Origin of the sequence: Bdellovibrio bacteriovorus HD100 (assembly GCF_000196175.1) — a bacterium.
In the GTDB taxonomy this organism is placed as follows: Bacteria; Bdellovibrionota; Bdellovibrionia; order Bdellovibrionales; family Bdellovibrionaceae; genus Bdellovibrio; species Bdellovibrio bacteriovorus.
In genome coordinates this window covers 2453214-2471116 of the sequence record NC_005363.1, presented here as the reverse complement: position 1 = coordinate 2471116, position 17903 = coordinate 2453214, and the positions used below count along the sequence as shown (strand labels likewise).

The 17903-nt window shown below is 51.2% G+C and carries 15 protein-coding genes; 6 read left to right on the top strand and 9 right to left on the bottom strand.

The window, feature by feature from the left end; genetic code table 11:
- The first annotated feature begins 52 nt into the window (after positions 1 to 52).
- Positions 53 to 253, top strand: coding sequence for a hypothetical protein (locus BD_RS11685; protein WP_038449791.1), 201 nt, complete (start codon positions 53 to 55; stop codon positions 251 to 253).
- A gap of 10 nt (positions 254 to 263) precedes the next feature.
- Here the strand turns inward: BD_RS11685 and BD_RS11680 are convergent, their stop codons facing one another.
- The 4 genes from BD_RS11680 to BD_RS11665 all read right to left on the bottom strand — a co-directional run bounded on the left by BD_RS11680 (position 264) and on the right by BD_RS11665 (position 2635).
- On the bottom strand, positions 264 to 830 hold the full coding sequence (locus tag BD_RS11680; protein WP_011164957.1) for a GNAT family N-acetyltransferase: 567 nt from the start codon (positions 828 to 830) through the stop codon (positions 264 to 266).
- Positions 802 to 1110, bottom strand: a complete 309-nt coding sequence (locus BD_RS11675; RefSeq protein ID WP_038449787.1) for a hypothetical protein — start codon at positions 1108 to 1110, stop codon at positions 802 to 804. Before BD_RS11675 ends, BD_RS11680 begins: the two co-directional genes overlap by 29 nt.
- A 115-nt stretch (positions 1111 to 1225) precedes the next feature.
- Positions 1226 to 1615: a Co2+/Mg2+ efflux protein ApaG gene (gene apaG, locus BD_RS11670; RefSeq protein WP_080559028.1), complete on the bottom strand. Its 390-nt coding sequence runs from the start codon at positions 1613 to 1615 to the stop codon at positions 1226 to 1228.
- A 51-nt stretch (positions 1616 to 1666) separates the two neighbouring features.
- Positions 1667 to 2635, bottom strand: a complete 969-nt coding sequence (locus BD_RS11665) for an endonuclease/exonuclease/phosphatase family protein (protein WP_144313980.1) — start codon at positions 2633 to 2635, stop codon at positions 1667 to 1669.
- Positions 2636 to 2752: 117 nt separating this feature from the next.
- On the opposite strand from BD_RS11665, the gene BD_RS11660 reads away from it, so the two are divergent.
- Both BD_RS11660 and BD_RS11655 read left to right on the top strand, forming a co-directional pair.
- Positions 2753 to 4297 carry a M17 family metallopeptidase gene (locus BD_RS11660; RefSeq protein WP_011164954.1) on the top strand — a complete coding sequence of 515 codons (1545 nt, stop codon included), beginning with the start codon at positions 2753 to 2755 and terminating at the stop codon, positions 4295 to 4297.
- 160 nt (positions 4298 to 4457) lie between these two features.
- Positions 4458 to 5012 (top strand): hypothetical protein, encoded by a 555-nt coding sequence (locus BD_RS11655; RefSeq protein ID WP_038449782.1) that lies wholly within the window; start codon positions 4458 to 4460, stop codon positions 5010 to 5012.
- Positions 5013 to 5078: 66 nt separating this feature from the next.
- Here BD_RS11655 and BD_RS11650 read toward each other — a convergent pair whose 3' ends face one another.
- On the bottom strand, positions 5079 to 6152 hold the full coding sequence (locus tag BD_RS11650) for a hypothetical protein (protein ID WP_011164952.1): 1074 nt from the start codon (positions 6150 to 6152) through the stop codon (positions 5079 to 5081).
- Positions 6149 to 6934 carry a TIGR02147 family protein gene (locus BD_RS11645; protein WP_157865704.1) on the bottom strand — a complete coding sequence of 262 codons (786 nt, stop codon included), beginning with the start codon at positions 6932 to 6934 and terminating at the stop codon, positions 6149 to 6151. Before BD_RS11645 ends, BD_RS11650 begins: the two co-directional genes overlap by 4 nt.
- Positions 6935 to 7184: 250 nt before the next feature.
- Here BD_RS11645 and BD_RS11640 point away from each other — a divergent pair, with 250 nt between their 5' ends.
- Both BD_RS11640 and BD_RS11635 read left to right on the top strand, forming a co-directional pair.
- Positions 7185 to 7406 carry a hypothetical protein gene (locus BD_RS11640; RefSeq protein ID WP_011164950.1) on the top strand — a complete coding sequence of 74 codons (222 nt, stop codon included), beginning with the start codon at positions 7185 to 7187 and terminating at the stop codon, positions 7404 to 7406.
- Complete coding sequence (locus BD_RS11635; protein ID WP_041583577.1) at positions 7399 to 12360, top strand: tail fiber domain-containing protein; 4962 nt, start codon at positions 7399 to 7401, stop codon at positions 12358 to 12360. Before BD_RS11640 ends, BD_RS11635 begins: the two co-directional genes overlap by 8 nt.
- A gap of 21 nt (positions 12361 to 12381) precedes the next feature.
- Here BD_RS11635 and BD_RS11630 read toward each other — a convergent pair whose 3' ends face one another.
- Together BD_RS11630 and BD_RS11625 are read right to left on the bottom strand one after the other, a co-directional pair.
- Positions 12382 to 13788 carry a hypothetical protein gene (locus tag BD_RS11630; RefSeq protein ID WP_011164948.1) on the bottom strand — a complete coding sequence of 469 codons (1407 nt, stop codon included), beginning with the start codon at positions 13786 to 13788 and terminating at the stop codon, positions 12382 to 12384.
- Positions 13788 to 14399, bottom strand: a complete 612-nt coding sequence (locus tag BD_RS11625) for a DUF502 domain-containing protein (RefSeq protein WP_038449775.1) — start codon at positions 14397 to 14399, stop codon at positions 13788 to 13790. The genes BD_RS11630 and BD_RS11625 overlap by 1 nt, the downstream gene beginning before the upstream one ends.
- Before the next feature lie 170 nt (positions 14400 to 14569).
- Between BD_RS11625 and BD_RS11620 the strand changes: the two genes are divergently transcribed.
- Positions 14570 to 16456: a S8 family serine peptidase gene (locus BD_RS11620; protein WP_011164946.1), complete on the top strand. Its 1887-nt coding sequence runs from the start codon at positions 14570 to 14572 to the stop codon at positions 16454 to 16456.
- 57 nt (positions 16457 to 16513) lie between these two features.
- On the opposite strand, the gene mgtE is transcribed toward BD_RS11620, so the two are convergent.
- Positions 16514 to 17857 (bottom strand): magnesium transporter, encoded by a 1344-nt coding sequence (gene mgtE / locus BD_RS11615; protein WP_011164945.1) that lies wholly within the window; start codon positions 17855 to 17857, stop codon positions 16514 to 16516.
- Positions 17858 to 17903 lie beyond the last annotated feature (46 nt).

Genomic DNA, 17903 nt, shown 5'->3' with positions numbered 1-17903 from the left:
TATTTAAGTTAAAAAGTGAACAAGTCTATGGAACTTTGCCATAGTTTTGTTCATGAGTGATGAAATAGTGTTGCATATCCGGGAAGAGCTTGTGCGTCGCCGCGCTAAAAATCCACGCTATTCATTGCGAGCCCTGGCGGTTTTTCTGGGGGTGGCTCCGAGTGTGCTGTCCCGGGCTCTGGCCGGAGAGACAGTTCTAAGCGAACGAAACCGCACCCGGATTCAGGCGCGTCTGCGCAAACCAGAAAAATAACCCGGTGTCGTTAGAGTTCCTCTTTGGTCAGTGCCCAGATTTCCATGTCCTGCCATTTTTTATGAACCAGCAGGCGGCGTTTGCTTAAGCCTTCTTTGCGCATCTTCAGGGCCTTGGCCACCTTGATGGATCTTTTGTTCGTCGGCGCGATACCGGCTTCCACACGATGAAGTTTCAATTTTTTAAAAGCGATGTCGATGCAGCCGCGGGTGGCCTCTTGGGCAAAGCCATATCCCCAATAGTTGTTGAAAATGCGATAGCCGACATAGGCGTTCTGAAAAACGGCACGGGAAATATCCATCAGGCTGACCTGGCCGATCAGGGTGCCGTCGTCTTTCAGGAACACACCGAAGGAATAAAAGTGATCGCGGTGGCGCTGGTCCTTTTCGGACTTCAGAAGCTCTTTGAATTTCTTCGGGGTCAGTTCGGATTCTGCCCAGTTCGTTTCATCCCATTCATTTTGCGGAGGACGCATGCTGGAATAGGCCTGCACCCAGTTTTCATAGTCAGTGGCTTCCAGGGGGCGCAGGATCAGGCGGGCTGTTTTTTTAACGATGGGCAGATCTATAGACTTCATTGCTGACGAGTCTAAGCGGGATGCGCTCCAGGTTGCAATAGTAATAGGTCAGATTGTGCGAGCTTTTCACCACAGCTGTGTGTGGTTCGTGCCCGATCATTTTCACGGTGATTTTCACCGGATGATCTTTTTTGATCGCGACCAGTTTGGGGGTGAAATAGTTGGTTCTTTGACCTTCAACCCAGATCTCAGCACCTTCTTGTTCAGAGACGACCATGCACAGGCACATATCGGGTTTTTCAAGGCCCAGAAGCTCTTTGAGATTTTTAAACCACGTCATTCATCGCCCCCCGTGAATTGCCAGAGGGTTTAGCACGGGTTTCTTCGCAATTTCCAGCCAAAAACTGAAAACTGGACCATGTAATGTTCAAAAGCGAATTAGGAACAGCAGGGATTTAATGCAGTGCCAAAGGGGCAATCAGATAGAACTCGGGAACTTCCACAGAGAAGCTTTCGCCACTTTCGCCCACGAAGAAATAGCGTCCCACCATGCTGCCGGTGGAGGTTGTCAGTGGGCAGGCGCTGTCGTATTCAAAGGTCTGACCAGGTTGAATTTTAGGCTGTAATCCGACAACACCAGGGCCGCGGACTTCTTCTTTTTTACCCAACGCATCGGTGATGACCCAGTGACGGCTCATCAGTTGGGCAGGGGTTGATCCTGTGTTGGTGATAGTAATTTTATAGGCAAAGAAATGGTAGCCTTCATCAGGACGCGACTCAGACGGTACGTAGACGACTTTCGCGGTGATCTGGAAATCAGGGATTGAAGTTTTTTGCATTGCCATAGTGACATTCAGAATAAATTTGACCGTGAAAAACGTCAATATGTTGGCTTCTTATTTCAAAGGAAGCTTCTCAATTTCGAACACCAAAGGATAATGATCCGAAGGCAGGCTTAACTTGGCATCCATATTGCGGGGAATGTCGTGAGCCATGCCGAACTCATCTTTGTACCGATGCACATGGGCTGAAGCCGGCTTCAGATAGGGATGCAGCAGAGGTGGGATGAAGACAAAATCAATTTGCCGCCCGTCGGCCCGCGAAGAATTGCGGACTTGATAAAAGGTCGCGCGCTCCTCGATTTCTAGCTGCGCCACTTCCAACACGTCGCGCAGCGAAGTCAGGTTGTAGATGTCTTTAAACTCTTCATCGGTTCCGGTGAGCCCCGCATTGCCATTAAAGTCACCCGCCACCATGACCGGCACCTGCGGGTGGGTCTTTTCCAGTTCCTGGTAGATTTCAATCAAAGTGCGCAATTCAGCCTGGCGGCGTTCAAAACCGTTTGGATCGATGCGTTCCGGATCCAGTCGGGACTTTAAATGCGTCAGCAGGATGATCATGAAGGGTTTGTCCCGGTCGCTTTTGAAAAGCTTTAACTCCACCACATCCCGGGAAAATTTATGGCTGGTGGTGATCTTGCCGCCTTTGACCGGATAGCCGTGGGCCAGGCTGTCGCGTTCGTGCGGATACAGGTAATTGATCAGGCGGTGTTTGTTGGACTGAAGGTCAAAATAGAACGGCAGCCCTTTGCGGATCAAAAAGCCTACGTCGATATTGCGCTCAGAGTTTCCCTCAATCAGACAAGGGGAATAGGCCTCATCCATAAAGAGAAGGTTGAAGTTATTCAGTGACTCAAGCCCGCCCACTTCGCACAGCATGATGATGTCGGCGTTGATCTCTTTAAGGGCTTTGGCGATGTCTTGAGTCTTTTTCAGAGGCTTGTTTTCATAGACCGAGGTGGATAGACGCTGCCAGTGAGCTTCTTTCAGGTTCAGAGCCTCCTTGGACGGGATTCCATCAAACATCAAAAACAGGTTCTCTGCATTGAGTAAGCAAAATTTTAGGTTTGTGGTCTCTGTCCACGTCATATTATGATTCTACGGAATATCACCCTAATCACAAACTAAAAGTGAGGATTTAAAGTGGCTAAAAAAGCGACTCCAGCAGCAAAGGCGGCGGGGAAGCTTCAATTCCATTCCTGGATTGAAACTTTCGACTTCGGCAAAGAACTTAAAGTAAAAAATGAAATGACAGGCTTTGTCTATTTCCTGGGAGTGGATGACTCTGCGAAGTTCGCTTCCCTGATTGAAGAGCATGCCTTGGACTGGCAGGTGAAGTCCCTGAAGCAGAACGACCGTGAGGTTGTGTATTTTGCGGGAAGCAGCGGCCCGGTTTGGATTCTTCGCCCGCGTAAAAAAGCCAGTGTCGGCCATGACGGTCTGATTGATGAAGCGGCTTATTCCTGGGCCCGTGATCAGTTCGGTACTTTGGTGAGCCAGTTGAAAGCCCACCACCTGAAAGCCGTTCAGATGGAATTCCATGGCACTGAAGGAGCTCAGGATCTGGGCGCTTTGGTGGGTTTGGATGTGGCAGTTTACAACTTCCGTCAGTTTGTTGACGGCAAGCAGCTGGCTGATCTGCCAAAAGTGGCGTTGAGAAAAACTCTGGGTACCTGGGACAAGGCTGTTGCGAAGGATGCAATGCTGCGTGCCCGCGCGGTCAACGTAGCCCGTCACATGGTGAATTTGCCACCGAACGACCTGAATCCAAAATCTTTCGCGGAAATGGCGACCAAACGCCTGGGCTTCCCGAAAAACACCAAAGTCACTGTTTGGGACACCAAAAAACTGGTTTCTGAAAAAATGGGTCTGCATGTGGCTGTGGGGCAGGGGGCGGAACACGGCCCTTGCATGGTTCATCTGAAATACCGTCCGACAAAGAAGTCGGCTTTGAAGCCCGTGGCCATTGTCGGCAAGGGGATCACCTTCGACACCGGCGGCCTGGACATCAAACCAAGTTCAGCGATGCGCCTGATGAAAAAAGACATGGGTGGCGCGGCCAGTGTGATCGCCCTGGCTCAGTGGGCTGCGGAAAGCAACTATCCGGGTCCTTTGGATTTCTATCTGGCCTTGGCTGAAAATGCGGTGGATGGAAAATCCTTCCGTCCGGGGGACGTGATCACCGCCCGCAGCGGGATGAAAGTTGAAATCGACAACACCGATGCCGAAGGCCGTTTGGTTTTGGCTGACGTTTTGGATGTGGCCTGCACGCAAAAAGGTGCGGAAGAAGCTGAACTGGTCATCGACGTTGCGACCCTGACAGGCGCAATCAAGGTGGGCCTGGGGGCTGAAATCGCGGGTCTGTTCTCGAACGATGATGAACTGGCAGCGGCTTTGACCAAAGCCGGTCAGCGTTCCGGGGATCTGAACTGGCGCATGCCTTTGTTTGAAAAATACTGGAGTGACCTGTCTTCACCGTTTGCGGATTGCAAAAACTCTGGCGGTGGCTTTGGCGGCGCCATCACGGCCGCGTTGTTCCTGCAGAAATTCGTGCGCGGAAAAAAATGGGCGCACTTGGATGTGTATGCCTGGACGGACAAGGCTCATGGAGCGTTGCTTGCCAGCGGCGGCAGCGGTCAGCCGGTTCAGTGTTTGATTGAGTTTTTGAACTCTCGCGTGTCCAAGTAATTTTATCTTGAAAAAGTATGTAAAAAGCAGCGTGCAGAAATGCCGCTGCTTTTTTATTTTGGTGGCACTCTGACACCGAAAGCGTTGGCCTTGATCTTGCTCTAGTTGTTTTCACCTTCTTCGATGGGGCGAAGAGGTAAAACACCTGGGGGTCTTTGTGATGTCACTTATTAGAAATTCTTTGGTATTGGGTCTGTCAGCTGCCTGTTTTCTTTTTGCCAACAGCGCGGGCGCACAAGAGCGAGGTCAAGAACGCTCTTTGGAACGCATCCGCATTCTTGAAACCCGTGTGAATCAGCTGGAAGGCATCATCAGTCAGATCAACCAGCGCGTTTCCAATCTGGAATACAATCAAAGACCGGAACCTTACCCGCCAGTCGCCGCGGAGGTGGCCTGCATGGTGACCGACACCGGATACAGCAAAGTCTTTTTGGGTAAAGGCCGCATAAAACTTGAGGCGGAAGCGGCGGCTCGCGAAGCCTGTGGTAAAGCGGTGCATTCCAGCTACTGCCAAGGGGCGGTGAAGTGCTCTGATCCACGCCAGGATCGTCCGATTGCAGGCGCTATTTGTATGTTGACTGATACAGGTTACGCAAAAACTTTCAAAGGGGAGGGGAAATCATTGATAGAGGCTGAATACAATACTCGTAAACAGTGTGGCGATCAGGTGCACCCATCCTACTGTGTGGGTTCCATCCGCTGCGAAACATTCTAAAAATAAAGAAAATAATTGATAAAATGGCAGGCATTGAAAGGATGTCTGCCATTTTTTTTAGGCTTCCTAGTCCACGTCCGCCAGATAAGCATCACTCAGAGATTCAGGGACCGAAGATGCACTTGTCAGTTCCCCGTTTTCATTAAATTCAAGTTTGTTCTTTCCTTTGTAAGAGCATTGGGTCTTGAGATATCCCGGGGTGTAGCTGGACGGGACGTTTCCATCTGTCGCCTGAAACACCATTTTTTTGATTTTTCCGGAAGGGTAAAACTCCACAAAGCTTGGAAACTTCTCGTTGATAAAACTTTCGTTGCAGACTCTGTGGAAGATGTCTTCGCCAATGCGAACGGTAAAGGAATCAGCCAGCGGAGCCACGCGGATATTACTGGAACCCGGGAAGTAAATGATCGGTGCCAGGCGAAGACCAGTGAGGTTTCCCGAGGGTGTTCGCACAAAAAGTCTTAACGTCACACCATTATAGTCGCCGCGGGAAAAATGCAGCGACCGCAGCAGCTCCAGCAGATCCTGTTGGTTTAGGTCTTCCACTGAATGAAAAAGCCAGGCATTCAAGTATCTCGCGGCGACAGAGTTGGTGTGGTTGTTTTCACCAAGCAGGGCTTCGCGGTAGATCAGCTCGTGCAGCAGCAGGTAAGCCCGGTCCAGGGTGGAGGCTTGTTCCCACAGGTTTTGATTGAACAGGAAACGCAGTTTGGATTTTCCAGGTGTGGTGATGAATATCGCTGCCTGCTCCTGTTTGCAGTATTCCGGAATCATGGTGGTGCTGCTGTCGGGCAGGGGAATGAAGGCAAAGTTCTTTACAAACTCCCGGGAATTCAAAAGTTCCTGAAGCCACTGTGTGTACAGTTCCGCCCGGGTTGGATTTACGGTGTGCAGCTTGTTCAGGATATACCGAACCACTTCGACTTCATCCCGCAAAAGCTTCAGGGATTCGGCGGCAGGCAATGCATGCAGATAGGTGGCTTCGATATGATCCACCGAGAAAACGCCCGCTCCCAAAAAGCTCTGGCTTGAGCAGGTCATCAAAAATCCACCATTGCCTCTTTCATAGCCTTGAGGACGGGAGTCCAGGGCCAGGGACTTGCTGGAAAAGGCCAACAAAATAAAAATCAGACTTTTCATAAAGACTCCTTCGACGGGTCATCTGAGCTCACAATGGGAAAGAATTGAATGCTGATCTGGTGGACGCTTTTTTTAGAACCCTTTTCCATGACGCGCACAAAGTTCCTGCGGAAATCACGGATCAGCTTTTTTGCTTTGTGAATATCTTTGGGATCCATGGTCAGCGTCATGGAGCTGAAATCCCGTTCATGGACACTGATGTTCTTGATTTTTTCTTGAGCCAGATGCAAGTCGGCAATAAGGCCCTGCATTCGTGCGTGGCTGGGAATGTCGTAACCGGTCGTGGCCTCATTATGAGTCGGGCGCCAAGCGCTGTTATCCCACTCGATCAGTCCGGTCTGAGTCATGGCATCGAGCAACACCGTCAGTTCCCGTGTTGTTAGGTTAAGACGCTTTGATATTTCCTGAATTTGGGATTCGCGAGTGTCGTGTTGATGGCGAAGGGAAGCGTAGATCGTTGTTTGGAAGAAGCTTAGCAGGGCGTAGGGTTTCCAGTCAGCGAGCTTTTCAACAACGTGCTCTTCTAAAACCGGCCCAAAGGTTTGTTTGTCGGTCGGTGCCGCCAGGGATCTTTTCAGCGCACTGATATCCGATTCTGGAAGATTCAGTGCGGCACAAAACTTATCGGCGTAATAGGCGGTGAGAGGGCGTTTCTCGCTGAGAATCTCTGACAGCCGCCCGGAAGAGATCCCCATCCTTGCAGCGATTCGTCGCAGCGACACACGAGGGTTGTGGGCCTGTTTCTCTTTAATAATTCTCTTTAAAATCAAATGAGGCGACATTACATCTTTTATAGATAACCCATCTGGTGATGTCATTATTTTGTTGGAATCGGCCTCTGATGCCGCTCCCAGAGGTGGGGAATTGGGAGCGCTCGAGTTTTAAAGTGGCCTTTGCTCCCCCATAGACGCGCCATGGGAGCGCTTTTTGGCGCTGAGGTCTTAGCTGCCACTTATACCTTTCCGATACATTTATGTGAGGTGGCTTATGGACGTTTGCAGCAGGGCCGATTTCTTTAGATGTATTACCGCGATGATCGCCGCAGCTTTTCTTGTTGGCTGCGGAATCGAGGCTTCGATCATCGACTTGAATAAAAACTCAGTTGTGGATGCTCAAAGAGTCGAGCCGGATTTTGTGGCGTCCGAAGTGGTGACGACCGCGAGTGGCGTTGTTGTTCGCGGAGCCTTTGGCGAAATTTCCGAGCAAAAGGTGCTGACAAATAATGTTGTTATTGAAGGGGCGTTCTATGAATAAATTCATTCATTGGTGTGCCATTGCAGTCTGTTTTGCAGGCCAATCCACGTTGGCTGCGGGGGGAACCCACAAAGGCATCAGCTTCCAGGGGGTGATCAGACTTCCCAGCGGGGATTATCCTTCTGCTGCAGGTGTCAGCGTGCGTGGATTGGTCCTGTCCGCGAACAATTGTATTTTACGAGAAGAAGAATTCAGTTCCGTTAACATAGTCAATGGTTACATCAATCTGGTCATCGGTCAGGGAGTCACGGATGGAGATGATCCTGGTTTCACGATGACCGAGGTTATGGATAATTCCAAGGTTCGAAGCGGATTAAAATGCATAGAGGCAGGGGGCGGGCGTGTCAGTGGAAGTTTCAATCCTGGCGCAAGCAGTGGGGTTCGAAAATTTCGAATTGATTTGGCTGTTAATGGCATCCCCGTGCTTGCTGACTTTAATATGCGTGCGATGGCTTATGCCGTGAATTCCGAAACCTTGAATGGTAAGGAGGAAAGTGATTTCCTGCAGGTGGACCCGGGGAAAGGGGTTACACAGACCAATCTTGAAAAGGTGCTGGCGCAAACGACGAAACTTGAAAATCTATTATCCAACGTAAATCCGGATGGAACAGTCACTGCCACCAGCGCTTTGACGGCGGTCGTGGCGCAGAGTCTGGACAGTGCTTACACAGTCCCCGTGTCCCAAGGGGGCACCGGAGCCACAACCTCAATGGCGGCCTTGCAGAATCTGCTTCCCATTCAAACCGGAAAGACCAACTATTATTTGCAAACGGATGGAACGAACGCCTCGTGGCAGCCCGTTGTTGCCGGTGGCGGAACTATCACCTCCGTCGTGGCGGGGGCCGGTCTGGCCGGAGGTGCCACCGCAGGAGCAGCCACTCTGAGCCTTGAAGAACTTAATACGCAAGGAACTTATACCAAAGTTACGGCTGACAAATATGGTCGCGTGACGACGGGGACGACCTTGGCTGACAGTGATATCCCGGCGCTACCTGCGAATAAAATCACCTCAGGCACCCTGACTGTGGACGTGCAGAGCACGAATGTTTCGGCTACGAATCTTGCCGGGCAAAACCTAAAAATCTGGAATGGATCAAATTATTTAACCTTCACTTACCCTGCGGGCGGGGCTGGATACAGTCTTGAATGGCCTGCGATGACAAATGCGGCGAATGCCAACATGGTTTTACAAACTGATGGTGCTGGTAAATTGCAATGGGTGGCCCTTCCGACGGGGGCTTTTCAGGAGTCTACCAGTTTGGGGCAGGATCTAAGCGGAACTTTGCCAAATCCGAAAGTTGTAAAAATCAACGAGATCCCTGTGGCGAAAGCTTTGGCGACAGATGATCAAAAGTTCCTGAAGTATGTGGATGGAACTGGTTGGGTTCCCCACTATGTGAAGCTGTCAGAACTGAAAGACAGCTTGGGAACCGGCTCCGCATTCAATGTTGCAAGTTGTACTGCCAGCCAAACAATGGGTTGGTCGTCGATCACAGACAAGTTTGAGTGTCAGGACATTCAACTCAGTCTTGCAGGTACAGGTGTCACGGGAACTCTGCCTGTGACCAAAGGTGGTACAGGCTTGAGCGCGGCAGGCACGGCTAATCAATTGCTGGGAATGAATGGGGCGGGAAGCGCTCTGGAGTATAAAACCATCCCAACCTGCGGTGCAAATCAGTATGTCACGTTCAATGGAACAAGCTTTTCTTGCGTGAACGGTGCTCCATCTGGATCTGCGGGTGGAGATCTGACAGGTACTTATCCGAATCCGACGCTGAAGGCGACCGGCACGGCAGGGACTTACACGAAAGTCACGACGGATGCTCAAGGCCGCGTGACCAGCGGAGCGGCAGTGGCTGCTGCTGATATTACGACAGCTTTGGGTTATACTCCGGTGAACAAAGCCGGTGACTCGGTTACGGGAAATTTGATATTCGATAATACCAAGGGCTCTGAATACAAAGGGACTTCGGCCAACACTGCCACTTTGACGGGACCGAATGCAGCGATCGGAACAAGCTATGTTCTGCGTTTGCCAGCCACTCAAGGCACCGCCAATCAGGTGATGTCCGTGGATGGTTCTGGTAATTTGGGTTGGATGACGTTGGGTTCACTTGCGACCTCTGGAACTGTGAACAACAGCAATTGGTCGGGCACTGCCTTGTCGATTGCTAATGGTGGTACGGGGGCGACGACCCAAGCGGGTGCTGCGAATGCCGTGTTGCCATCACAATCCACCAATGCAGGTAAGTACTTAACTACAAATGGAACGGATGTTTCCTGGGCAGCGGTACCGACGGTGACTTATGGTACAACAGCCGGTACGGCCCTTCAGGGGAATCAAACCTTTGCTGGCGACGTGACAGGAACTGTTGGAGTGATGAAAGTTGAAAAACTGCAGAATCGCTCTGTTGCTGCAACGGCACCTACGAATGGTCAGGTGCTAAAATGGAACAACGGAACTTCCACATGGGAGCCTTCTGCCGATACAGATACTAATACCACTTACACCGCAGGGACAGGATTGTCACTGGCTGGCACAGTCTTTAGCGTTGACACCGTGCCATTGGCGAATGGCGGAACCGGCGCGACGACACAAGCAGGGGCACAAACAGCTTTGGGGATTGGTACAGCCGGAACGAAAGACACCGGCACAATCTCGGGCAAGGTTCCTTTGATTGGTCTAACAGGCATCACCGCCAACAGCATGTGTACTTCGGATGGGACAAGCTCATTGGTTTGTAACTCGCCAATCCCGACGGGGTCAAAATGGACGTCCGCGGGAAGTGATATCTATTACAACACGGGGAACGTGGGGATTGGACTAACAAGTCCACAAAGAAAGCTTCACGTCAGTGGTGGTGGAATTCAACTGACCAATTCTACTGTCGGCGATGGTGTAAATGATGGGTTTTTGGTTGATTATGCCACGAATGACGTGGTCCTCAGTAATCGTAAAATTGGTGGAAGCCTGCGATTTGGAACTAATGGATTTTCAGACAAGCTTACGATAAGTGCTTCCGGAAACGTTGGTATTGGCACGACGGGGCCGACAACAAAATTGGATGTTGTCGGTACAGTGAAAGCCACGGCCTTCCAAGGTGACGGATCTGGCTTGACGGGGGTATCTGCCGCACCTGCGGGGGCCGACATGCAAATTCAGTTTAACAACGCTGGTGCGATGTCTGGGGCCAGCAAGCTTTTTTGGAACAATACGAACGCAGGACTCTCTGTTGGTATCGGTTATGACAATTCAGCGTCCTATCCGCTTTATGTTGGCAAAGCAGCTACTAACACTAGAGTGGCTATATCCAATGAGAGCACGGATCTGGCCGGCAATACGGCCGAGATTGAGTTCCGCCTGGGAGGAAATGATCGTGGTGGAATCAAAATGCGGACTATGAATACGGCTTCGGCCCAGTATGATATGCTATTCTGGACCAAAGAGTCCGGAATTAACCTAGAGCGCATGCGAATTGCGAATAATGGAAATGTGGGTATTGGTACGACGACGCCTCAGTCTAAGTTGGATGTGAATGGTGGCATTCGCGCGACAGAGATCTGTGATGAGGCTGGAGCAAACTGTAAGGACATCTCTTCAGGCTGGGGTGCTACAGTTCCCAACTTGACTCTGGCTGCGGATAACACATCTGTGGGGTTGTATGCTGATGGCGGTACCAATGGGGTTGCCGTTGGTCATGCTTCCTATGCCCCGACGTCAGGAGTCGCCGTCGGGGATTCTGCGGACGGCAACTTCCAAGGGACTGCAGTGGGTTATTTTGCCAACGGAGCGGCGAGTGGTGTTTCCATCGGATGGAATTCTAACTCTACGTCAGAAGCTGTTGGGGTTGGTGCTCAAGCTCATGCGTCTCGCTATGGGGTGTCGCTGGGTTTCCAGGCCGGTTACAATGCAAATACGGGAAGTTTAACGGCGGGGAATGGGAATGTCTTCCTTGGTTACAAGGCCGGCGTTGATGGGGGCCAGAGATCGAATACGTTTATTATTGCCAATAATTCCATGACAGCCAAAACACCTCTGATGTTCGGGAAATTTGACACAGGAAATGTCGGTATCGGGACAATCACCCCAAGTGCAAAGCTTGAAGTTGCAGGAGGTTTACGCGTGGCCGACGGAAGCCTAGCGGCTCCTTCAATCTCGTTTTCTGCCAACTCTGATACAGGATTGTATCACTATGGTGGTGAAGGAGTCGGGGTGGTTACAGATGGCACTCTTGCTGTCGGCTTCACTCCGTGGAGTGCTTACTATTCTACTTCAATTATTCTACCCAATGGTACGGCTGTTGAGCATGCCATTGGATCAGGCTCTGCTGCGGGACTCTTTTTTCCAAATGCAGCCACTCTTGCGGTCACTACGAATGGCGCAGAGCGCTTAAGGGTCGACTCGGCGGGTAATGTTGGTATTGGCGTTACAGGTCCAACTTCGAAGCTGCAAGTTGCTGGTAACATCACTCCAGATATAACGGCATCAAAGAACATCGGGTCCAGCACGCTAAGATGGAACAATATCTATCTCTCAAATGCCCCTGATGTGAGTTCCGACGCTCGTTTGAAAAAGAATGTAAAAGACTCTGATCTCGGACTGGATTTTGTTAACTCTCTACGTCCTGTTTCATGGACGTGGAAAGATGAAAATCAAGGAGCTACAGAGCATTACGGAGTCATTGCTCAGGAAGCAGAGCTGGCTATTGCCAAAGCTAAAGGGGAGCCAAGTGATGTCATTGTGACCCACAACGAAGACAGCGACAGCTACAGTGTTAGATACACAGAGCTGATCGCTCCGATTATTAAAGCTGTGCAGGAGCTTTATCGCGATCTTCTGGATGTTAAGGCTGCCAATGCTGCCAAAGACCTGAAGATCAGAGAGCTGGAGCGCAAAAATGAAGAAATGACCAAACGTCTTGAAAAGATTGAGAAGGCTCTCAATGCTAAATAGACGCACTATCCATGTGAATTTCTACTTCAAACCAAACAGCTTTTTAGACTTGATCAAATCGCGAACGCCCGGGGGCACCAGTTGCTCCCACTTCGCATCTCCGGATTCAATCATTTTCATCACGTCAATTGAATGCAGATAATCGCCGGTTTCATCACAGCCGGAAATATCCACGATCTGCTTGTTTTCAACGAAATGGGCATAAACATGGCGCAGGTGCGGGGCGGGGAAGAAGCTCTTCGCCGTCAGGCACAGATTCGGCGTCTTGTGGGGATAGATGTACAATTTTGTTTTTTGTTCCAGCAATTTGCCCAGACCTTCCAGCAGGCCGCCTTGCAGATCGCTGTAGTGCTCTTCGGTGAAAAGTTTATTCAGGTGGCTTGCACCCACAACCAGCGCCATAAAGTGGGGGTTGTAGCGGCGGATAAAGCGCTTCAAGCCATAGAACAGGAAGAAGTTTGAAATCAAAACATGCACACCCTGATTGGTCAGAGTTTCCACGCGCTCCAGGAAGTCCTTTTCATTGACATGCCCGTCGGTGGTCAGATTGTGCATGGTCAGTTCCATGATCGGCAGAACATCCAGGGCCTTGCCCTCGGATTTCAGGACATCGTCCTTGATCTGTTCCAGGCCTTTTTTCAGAACATCCATGTGAGTCACTGTCACCGGACGATAAGTCCCTCGCTGAATTAACAGCGACTTGCCATAGATGGCGTCCGACACATTCAGAATTTCGTTCTTAGGCGAGAATAAGATCGCTTCGGCCAGACCACGGCGAACCAGCTCCAGATTCATCAAGCGCACGTCAAAGTGCTTCACTTCGGGGCCAGAGAATTTGATCACATCAATGATGATCTGATCGTCTTTAAGGCATTCCGCCAGACGGGAAATAAAGTCCTCTGGTTTGTCCAGGTGATAGAATGCGCAATACAACAGGTTTACACCTAAAATGCCCAAAGCCTCTTGCTGCTGCAGGCGGTGGCGATCGAGCATACGTACGTGCAGAATGATATCATTTGCCGGTCCACCCGGATTTGATTGAAAACGCACGCCCATCCAGCCATGGGATTGTTTGTTGCTGCCGGAGGAAGCTGTCGCAACTGTATTGGCCAGAGCAAAGAAACGCGAAGTGGCTCCGCGCGGACCGCTCAGGCGATCGATCAAAAGATCGTATTCGTGAGTCAGCATCTTATTCAGGCGGGGTTCACACACATAGCGACCGTTTTGCTCTTTCCCGTAGATGTCATCGCTGACAACCATGTCATAGGCAGAGATGGTTTTGGCGATGGTCTGTGAGGCTTTTCCGGCCTGGAAGAAGTGACGGGCGACCTCCTGGCCGGCACCGATTTCAGCAAAAACGCCATAACGACTGGTGTCCTGATTGATTTTGCGGGCTTTGCTCAGGGTGTTTTCAGATGAATCCGACATTACTTGATCTCACCTTCGTTTTTTTCAGCCTTCACCCAGCCGGTGATGGCAAGACTCATGGCTTTTTCGATTGGCATATCCAGTGGGGTGATGCGGTTTCTTGGAATCATCAGTGTGAATCCACCCAAACCATAGCTCATGGGGATGTAAACGGCGACGCGATCTCCGGCATTTTGTTCAATGGCAGGAACATCTTTGAAGTTTTCACGGGTCACTAGGCCCATCGCGCGGATCGGGTTTTCGCCCTCACTGATGTCGACCAGAACAACCTTCTGCAAACCACCCGGACCGCCGCCCTTTGAAAACAAATTCATCAGATCACGCAGGGGGCTGTAGATGGCTTTGATGAAAGGAACTTTGGTCAGCTTTTGTTCCAGCTTCTGGAAGATGCCGCCAGCCAGAAGGTTGTTCAGCAGCAGGCCCAAAAGCAGAATCAGGACAAGTGTAATCAGGAAGCCCAGTCCCGGGATGTAAACGGGAAGAATCTGGCGAAGAGCATCCCCAAGGAAGCTGTCCACGATCGCTACGCCGGCATAGATAATATATATAGTCAGAGCGATGGGCAGAAATGTAACGAGGCCCTGCAAGAAGATCTTCTGAAGTTGTTTCATAGCTAGATGTCCTGTTCCTGGTTGTCCTATCGGCATGAAATAAATATCAGCTAAGTCAAATCCCTTCAAGCTCTTAGGGTGTCTCACACTGAGACGCAGAATAAAAATAATTTGTCTAAATCATCCTCGACTTCCGGCCGAATAGTTTACTGAGTGGAAAAGGAGAACCGGTGACGCCGATTCTAAGAGGTCTATTTATATCTTTGGTTCTGATAGGGTGGAATGCAGGGGCTCAGACAGCTCCTGAAGCCGTTCCTGGGGAATATCTGATCAAGTTCAAAGCCTCTTCCGGAGGTGCGGGCCTGGCTCAGACCAAATTGCAGGGGAAGGCCAACCTCAAAGCCGCCTTTCCGGGGCTGGGAGTTTTCCAGGTTTCCATGAAGTCCGACGTTGATGAAAAGGCCACCTTTGAGGCCCTGAAAAACGACCCGGATATTGAGTATATTGAACCCAATTTTGTTTTGAAAAAGAATGAAGTGGAGCCCAACGGGCCTGTCGAGCGCCTGTCCTATGAACAGGTTGTGGCATCTGGTTATGTGTCCTCCAATCCGTCTGTTTATTCCCAGTCCACGGCGGACACGCGTGTGGCGGACTCCTGGGGGTATCAGACTGCGCTGGATGCCCAGCATGGCAAAGTGATTGTGGCTGTCGTGGATACGGGGCTTGATAAAGCTCATGACGTTTTCAAGCCTTACAATGCCAATGGCACGGGTGGTACCGGTGCGCTTTGGATCAACCAGATCGAGGCCAGCGGAACTCCGGGTGTCGATGACGACCAGAATGGTTTTGTGGATGATATTAACGGTTGGAACTTTATCTCCAACACCGGAAATTTCTATGACGACGATGACCACGGAACTCACGTGGCCGGGATCGTTGTGGGGGCGGGGCAGAATATCTTTGCACGTCCCTTGGCTGAATCCAAAATTCAGATCATGCCTTTGAAATTCCTGGGGGCCGGGGGCTCCGGTTCTACAGCCAATGCCATTAAGGCCATCTATTATGCCGTGAACAACGGAGCGAAGGTGATCAACAACTCGTGGGGTGGTTCGGGTTACAGCCGCTCGCTGCATGATGCGATCACCTATGCCTATGACCATCACGTGCTGGTGGTGTCAGCGGCCGGGAACTATGGAAGCAACAATGACTCGGCTCCGATGTATCCGGCCAATTACGATGTTCCAAGCAATATTGCCATCGCTTCGACGTCCAAGTGGGATGACCGCTCGGGGTTCTCGAACTATGGCAGCTACACAGTTCATCTGGGAAGTCCGGGTGAATATATTGAAAGTACCGTTCCGGGCAACGAGACTTTGAAGATGTCCGGGACCAGTATGGCTGCGCCGTTTGTGGCAGGCATGGCAGCTTTGGCTTTGCGTGAAGCGCCGGGGCTGTCCGGTTATCAGTTGAAACAACTGGTGATTCAGTCGGCTGATCAGGTGTACAGCCTGAACGGCATAGTTTCCTCCAGCGCGCGCATCGATGCTTTGAGTCTGTTGACCGGGGCACAAAGCATGGCCTCGGCTCAATCTTCCCAGCCTTCTTATAAGCCGTCCTATCTGTCCGAGCGCTCTGTGGCCTCAGACGCCGGAGCCGGCGGGGGCGGGTGCGGTCTTGTAAGATCCGTGATCAACCAGGGGCCGGGTTCTGGCCAGGGTGGGTCCGGTGGTGGGGCTGCGGGTGTGGTGTTCGGATTGTTGATGGTGCCTTTGATCTTGTGGCAGGTTTTGCGGGCCCGTGATCCGAAAGCGCGCCGTAAGCACGATCGCTTCAAGATGAGTTCAGAAATCCGCGTTCAGGTCGGTGACCGTGAGCTGGTGGGTTCTGTGAACACGATTTCTCAGGGTGGTTTGTCCTTTAATACCGATCAGGCGCTGGAAAAAGGCGGTATCGTCACCATGCGCATCCAAAGCCCGGATGGCCACGAAGTCATCGAGGTGCAGGGACAAGTGGTCTGGTGCGAAGAGAACAAAGCCTACGGGGTTGCATTCGAAAATGCACGAACCGGAACTCTTGCAATGATCCGCGATTGGACCAGTGGTTTAATCAAGACTTAGTGAGTGCTGAAAAATAAGAAATAAAAAAAGGGAGTCGAAAGACTCCCTTTTTTATTTTTAGAAGAGGATGCCAGTGAGGAAGAAAGAGGCAGCGGTGAAGTAGATCACCAGGCCTGTGACGTCCACCAGTGTCGCGACGGCCGGGGCCGAGGCCGAAGCAGGGTCGAAGCCGGCTTTTTTCAGCAGGAACGGAAGCATCGATCCGGAAATAGTTCCCCACAACACAACGCCGACCACACTGACAGCGACGGTCAGGCCGACATGCATGTAGTGAACGGTGTAAAGTGTTTCACGATTCGGCCACAGCATGATTCGGATAAAACCGATGGCGCCAAGGACCAAGCCCAGGCAGGCGCCGGCCATGATTTCTCGGCCAAGGACGCGCCACCAGTCTCGCAGACGCACCTCGCGCAGAGCGATCGCACGGATGATCAATGTCGAAGCCTGGGATCCGGAGTTACCACCTGAGCTGATAATCAGCGGAATAAACATCGACAGAACCATGGCTTTGGAAAGCTCGTCCTCGAAAAAGGCCATGGCCGTTGCGGTGAACATTTGTCCCAGGAAAAGGATCAGCAGCCAGCCGCCGCGTTTTTTTAGCATCTCCAGCATGGAGATCTTCAAGTACGGGGCATCCAGGGATTCAACACCCCCGATTTTATGGATATCTTCGGTGGCTTCTTCCTGGATGGCGGTGGCCACGTCATCGAACGTGACGATACCTTTCATGATACCGTTTTCATCAACAACCGGGACGGCCATCAGATCCTGTTGCGAGAAGATGCGACCGATTTGCTCCTGGTCCATTTCGACGGGAACTTTCAGAACGTCAGTATGCATGATCTCGGCGATCTTCTTTTCAGGGGAGGACTGGAACAACTCACGGAAGGAAACGACACCCAGAAGCTTCTGGTCAGAGTCCAGCACGTAAGCGTAATAAATCGTTTCAACGTGGGTTTTGGCCTGAATGCGGATGTAGCTGATGGCTTCATCCACGCTCATGTCAGGACGCAGGCGCACAAATCGGGAGCTCATCAAGCCCCCGGCGGCATCTTCAGCATAAGCCAGCAGGGCGGTGACTTCGCGTTTGGTTTGCGGGTCCAGCAAAGACAGGATGTCTTCACGGTGATCGGCACCCATTTCCTGAATCAAATCGGCCACGTCATCGGGGGCCAGCAGGCGGATCCAGGATCTTTTTTCAAGATGAGTCGCTTCTTCGATAAGTTCGGCCTGATCGTGGGTCTTAAGGCTGAGGAAAAGTTCCTCAGCTTCGGTGCGGGGCAGATCTTTGAAGTTTTTGCGGCGCTCAGCCGGACTAAGGGCAGACCAGCTCTCTGACAGACTGAGAACTGAGTCTTGATCCTGGACTTCGATGTTGTTCTGGTTGTTGTTGCTGTCCATGTCGCCCCACCAGTTTAAGATTTATACTTTGCCCGATGAAATACCC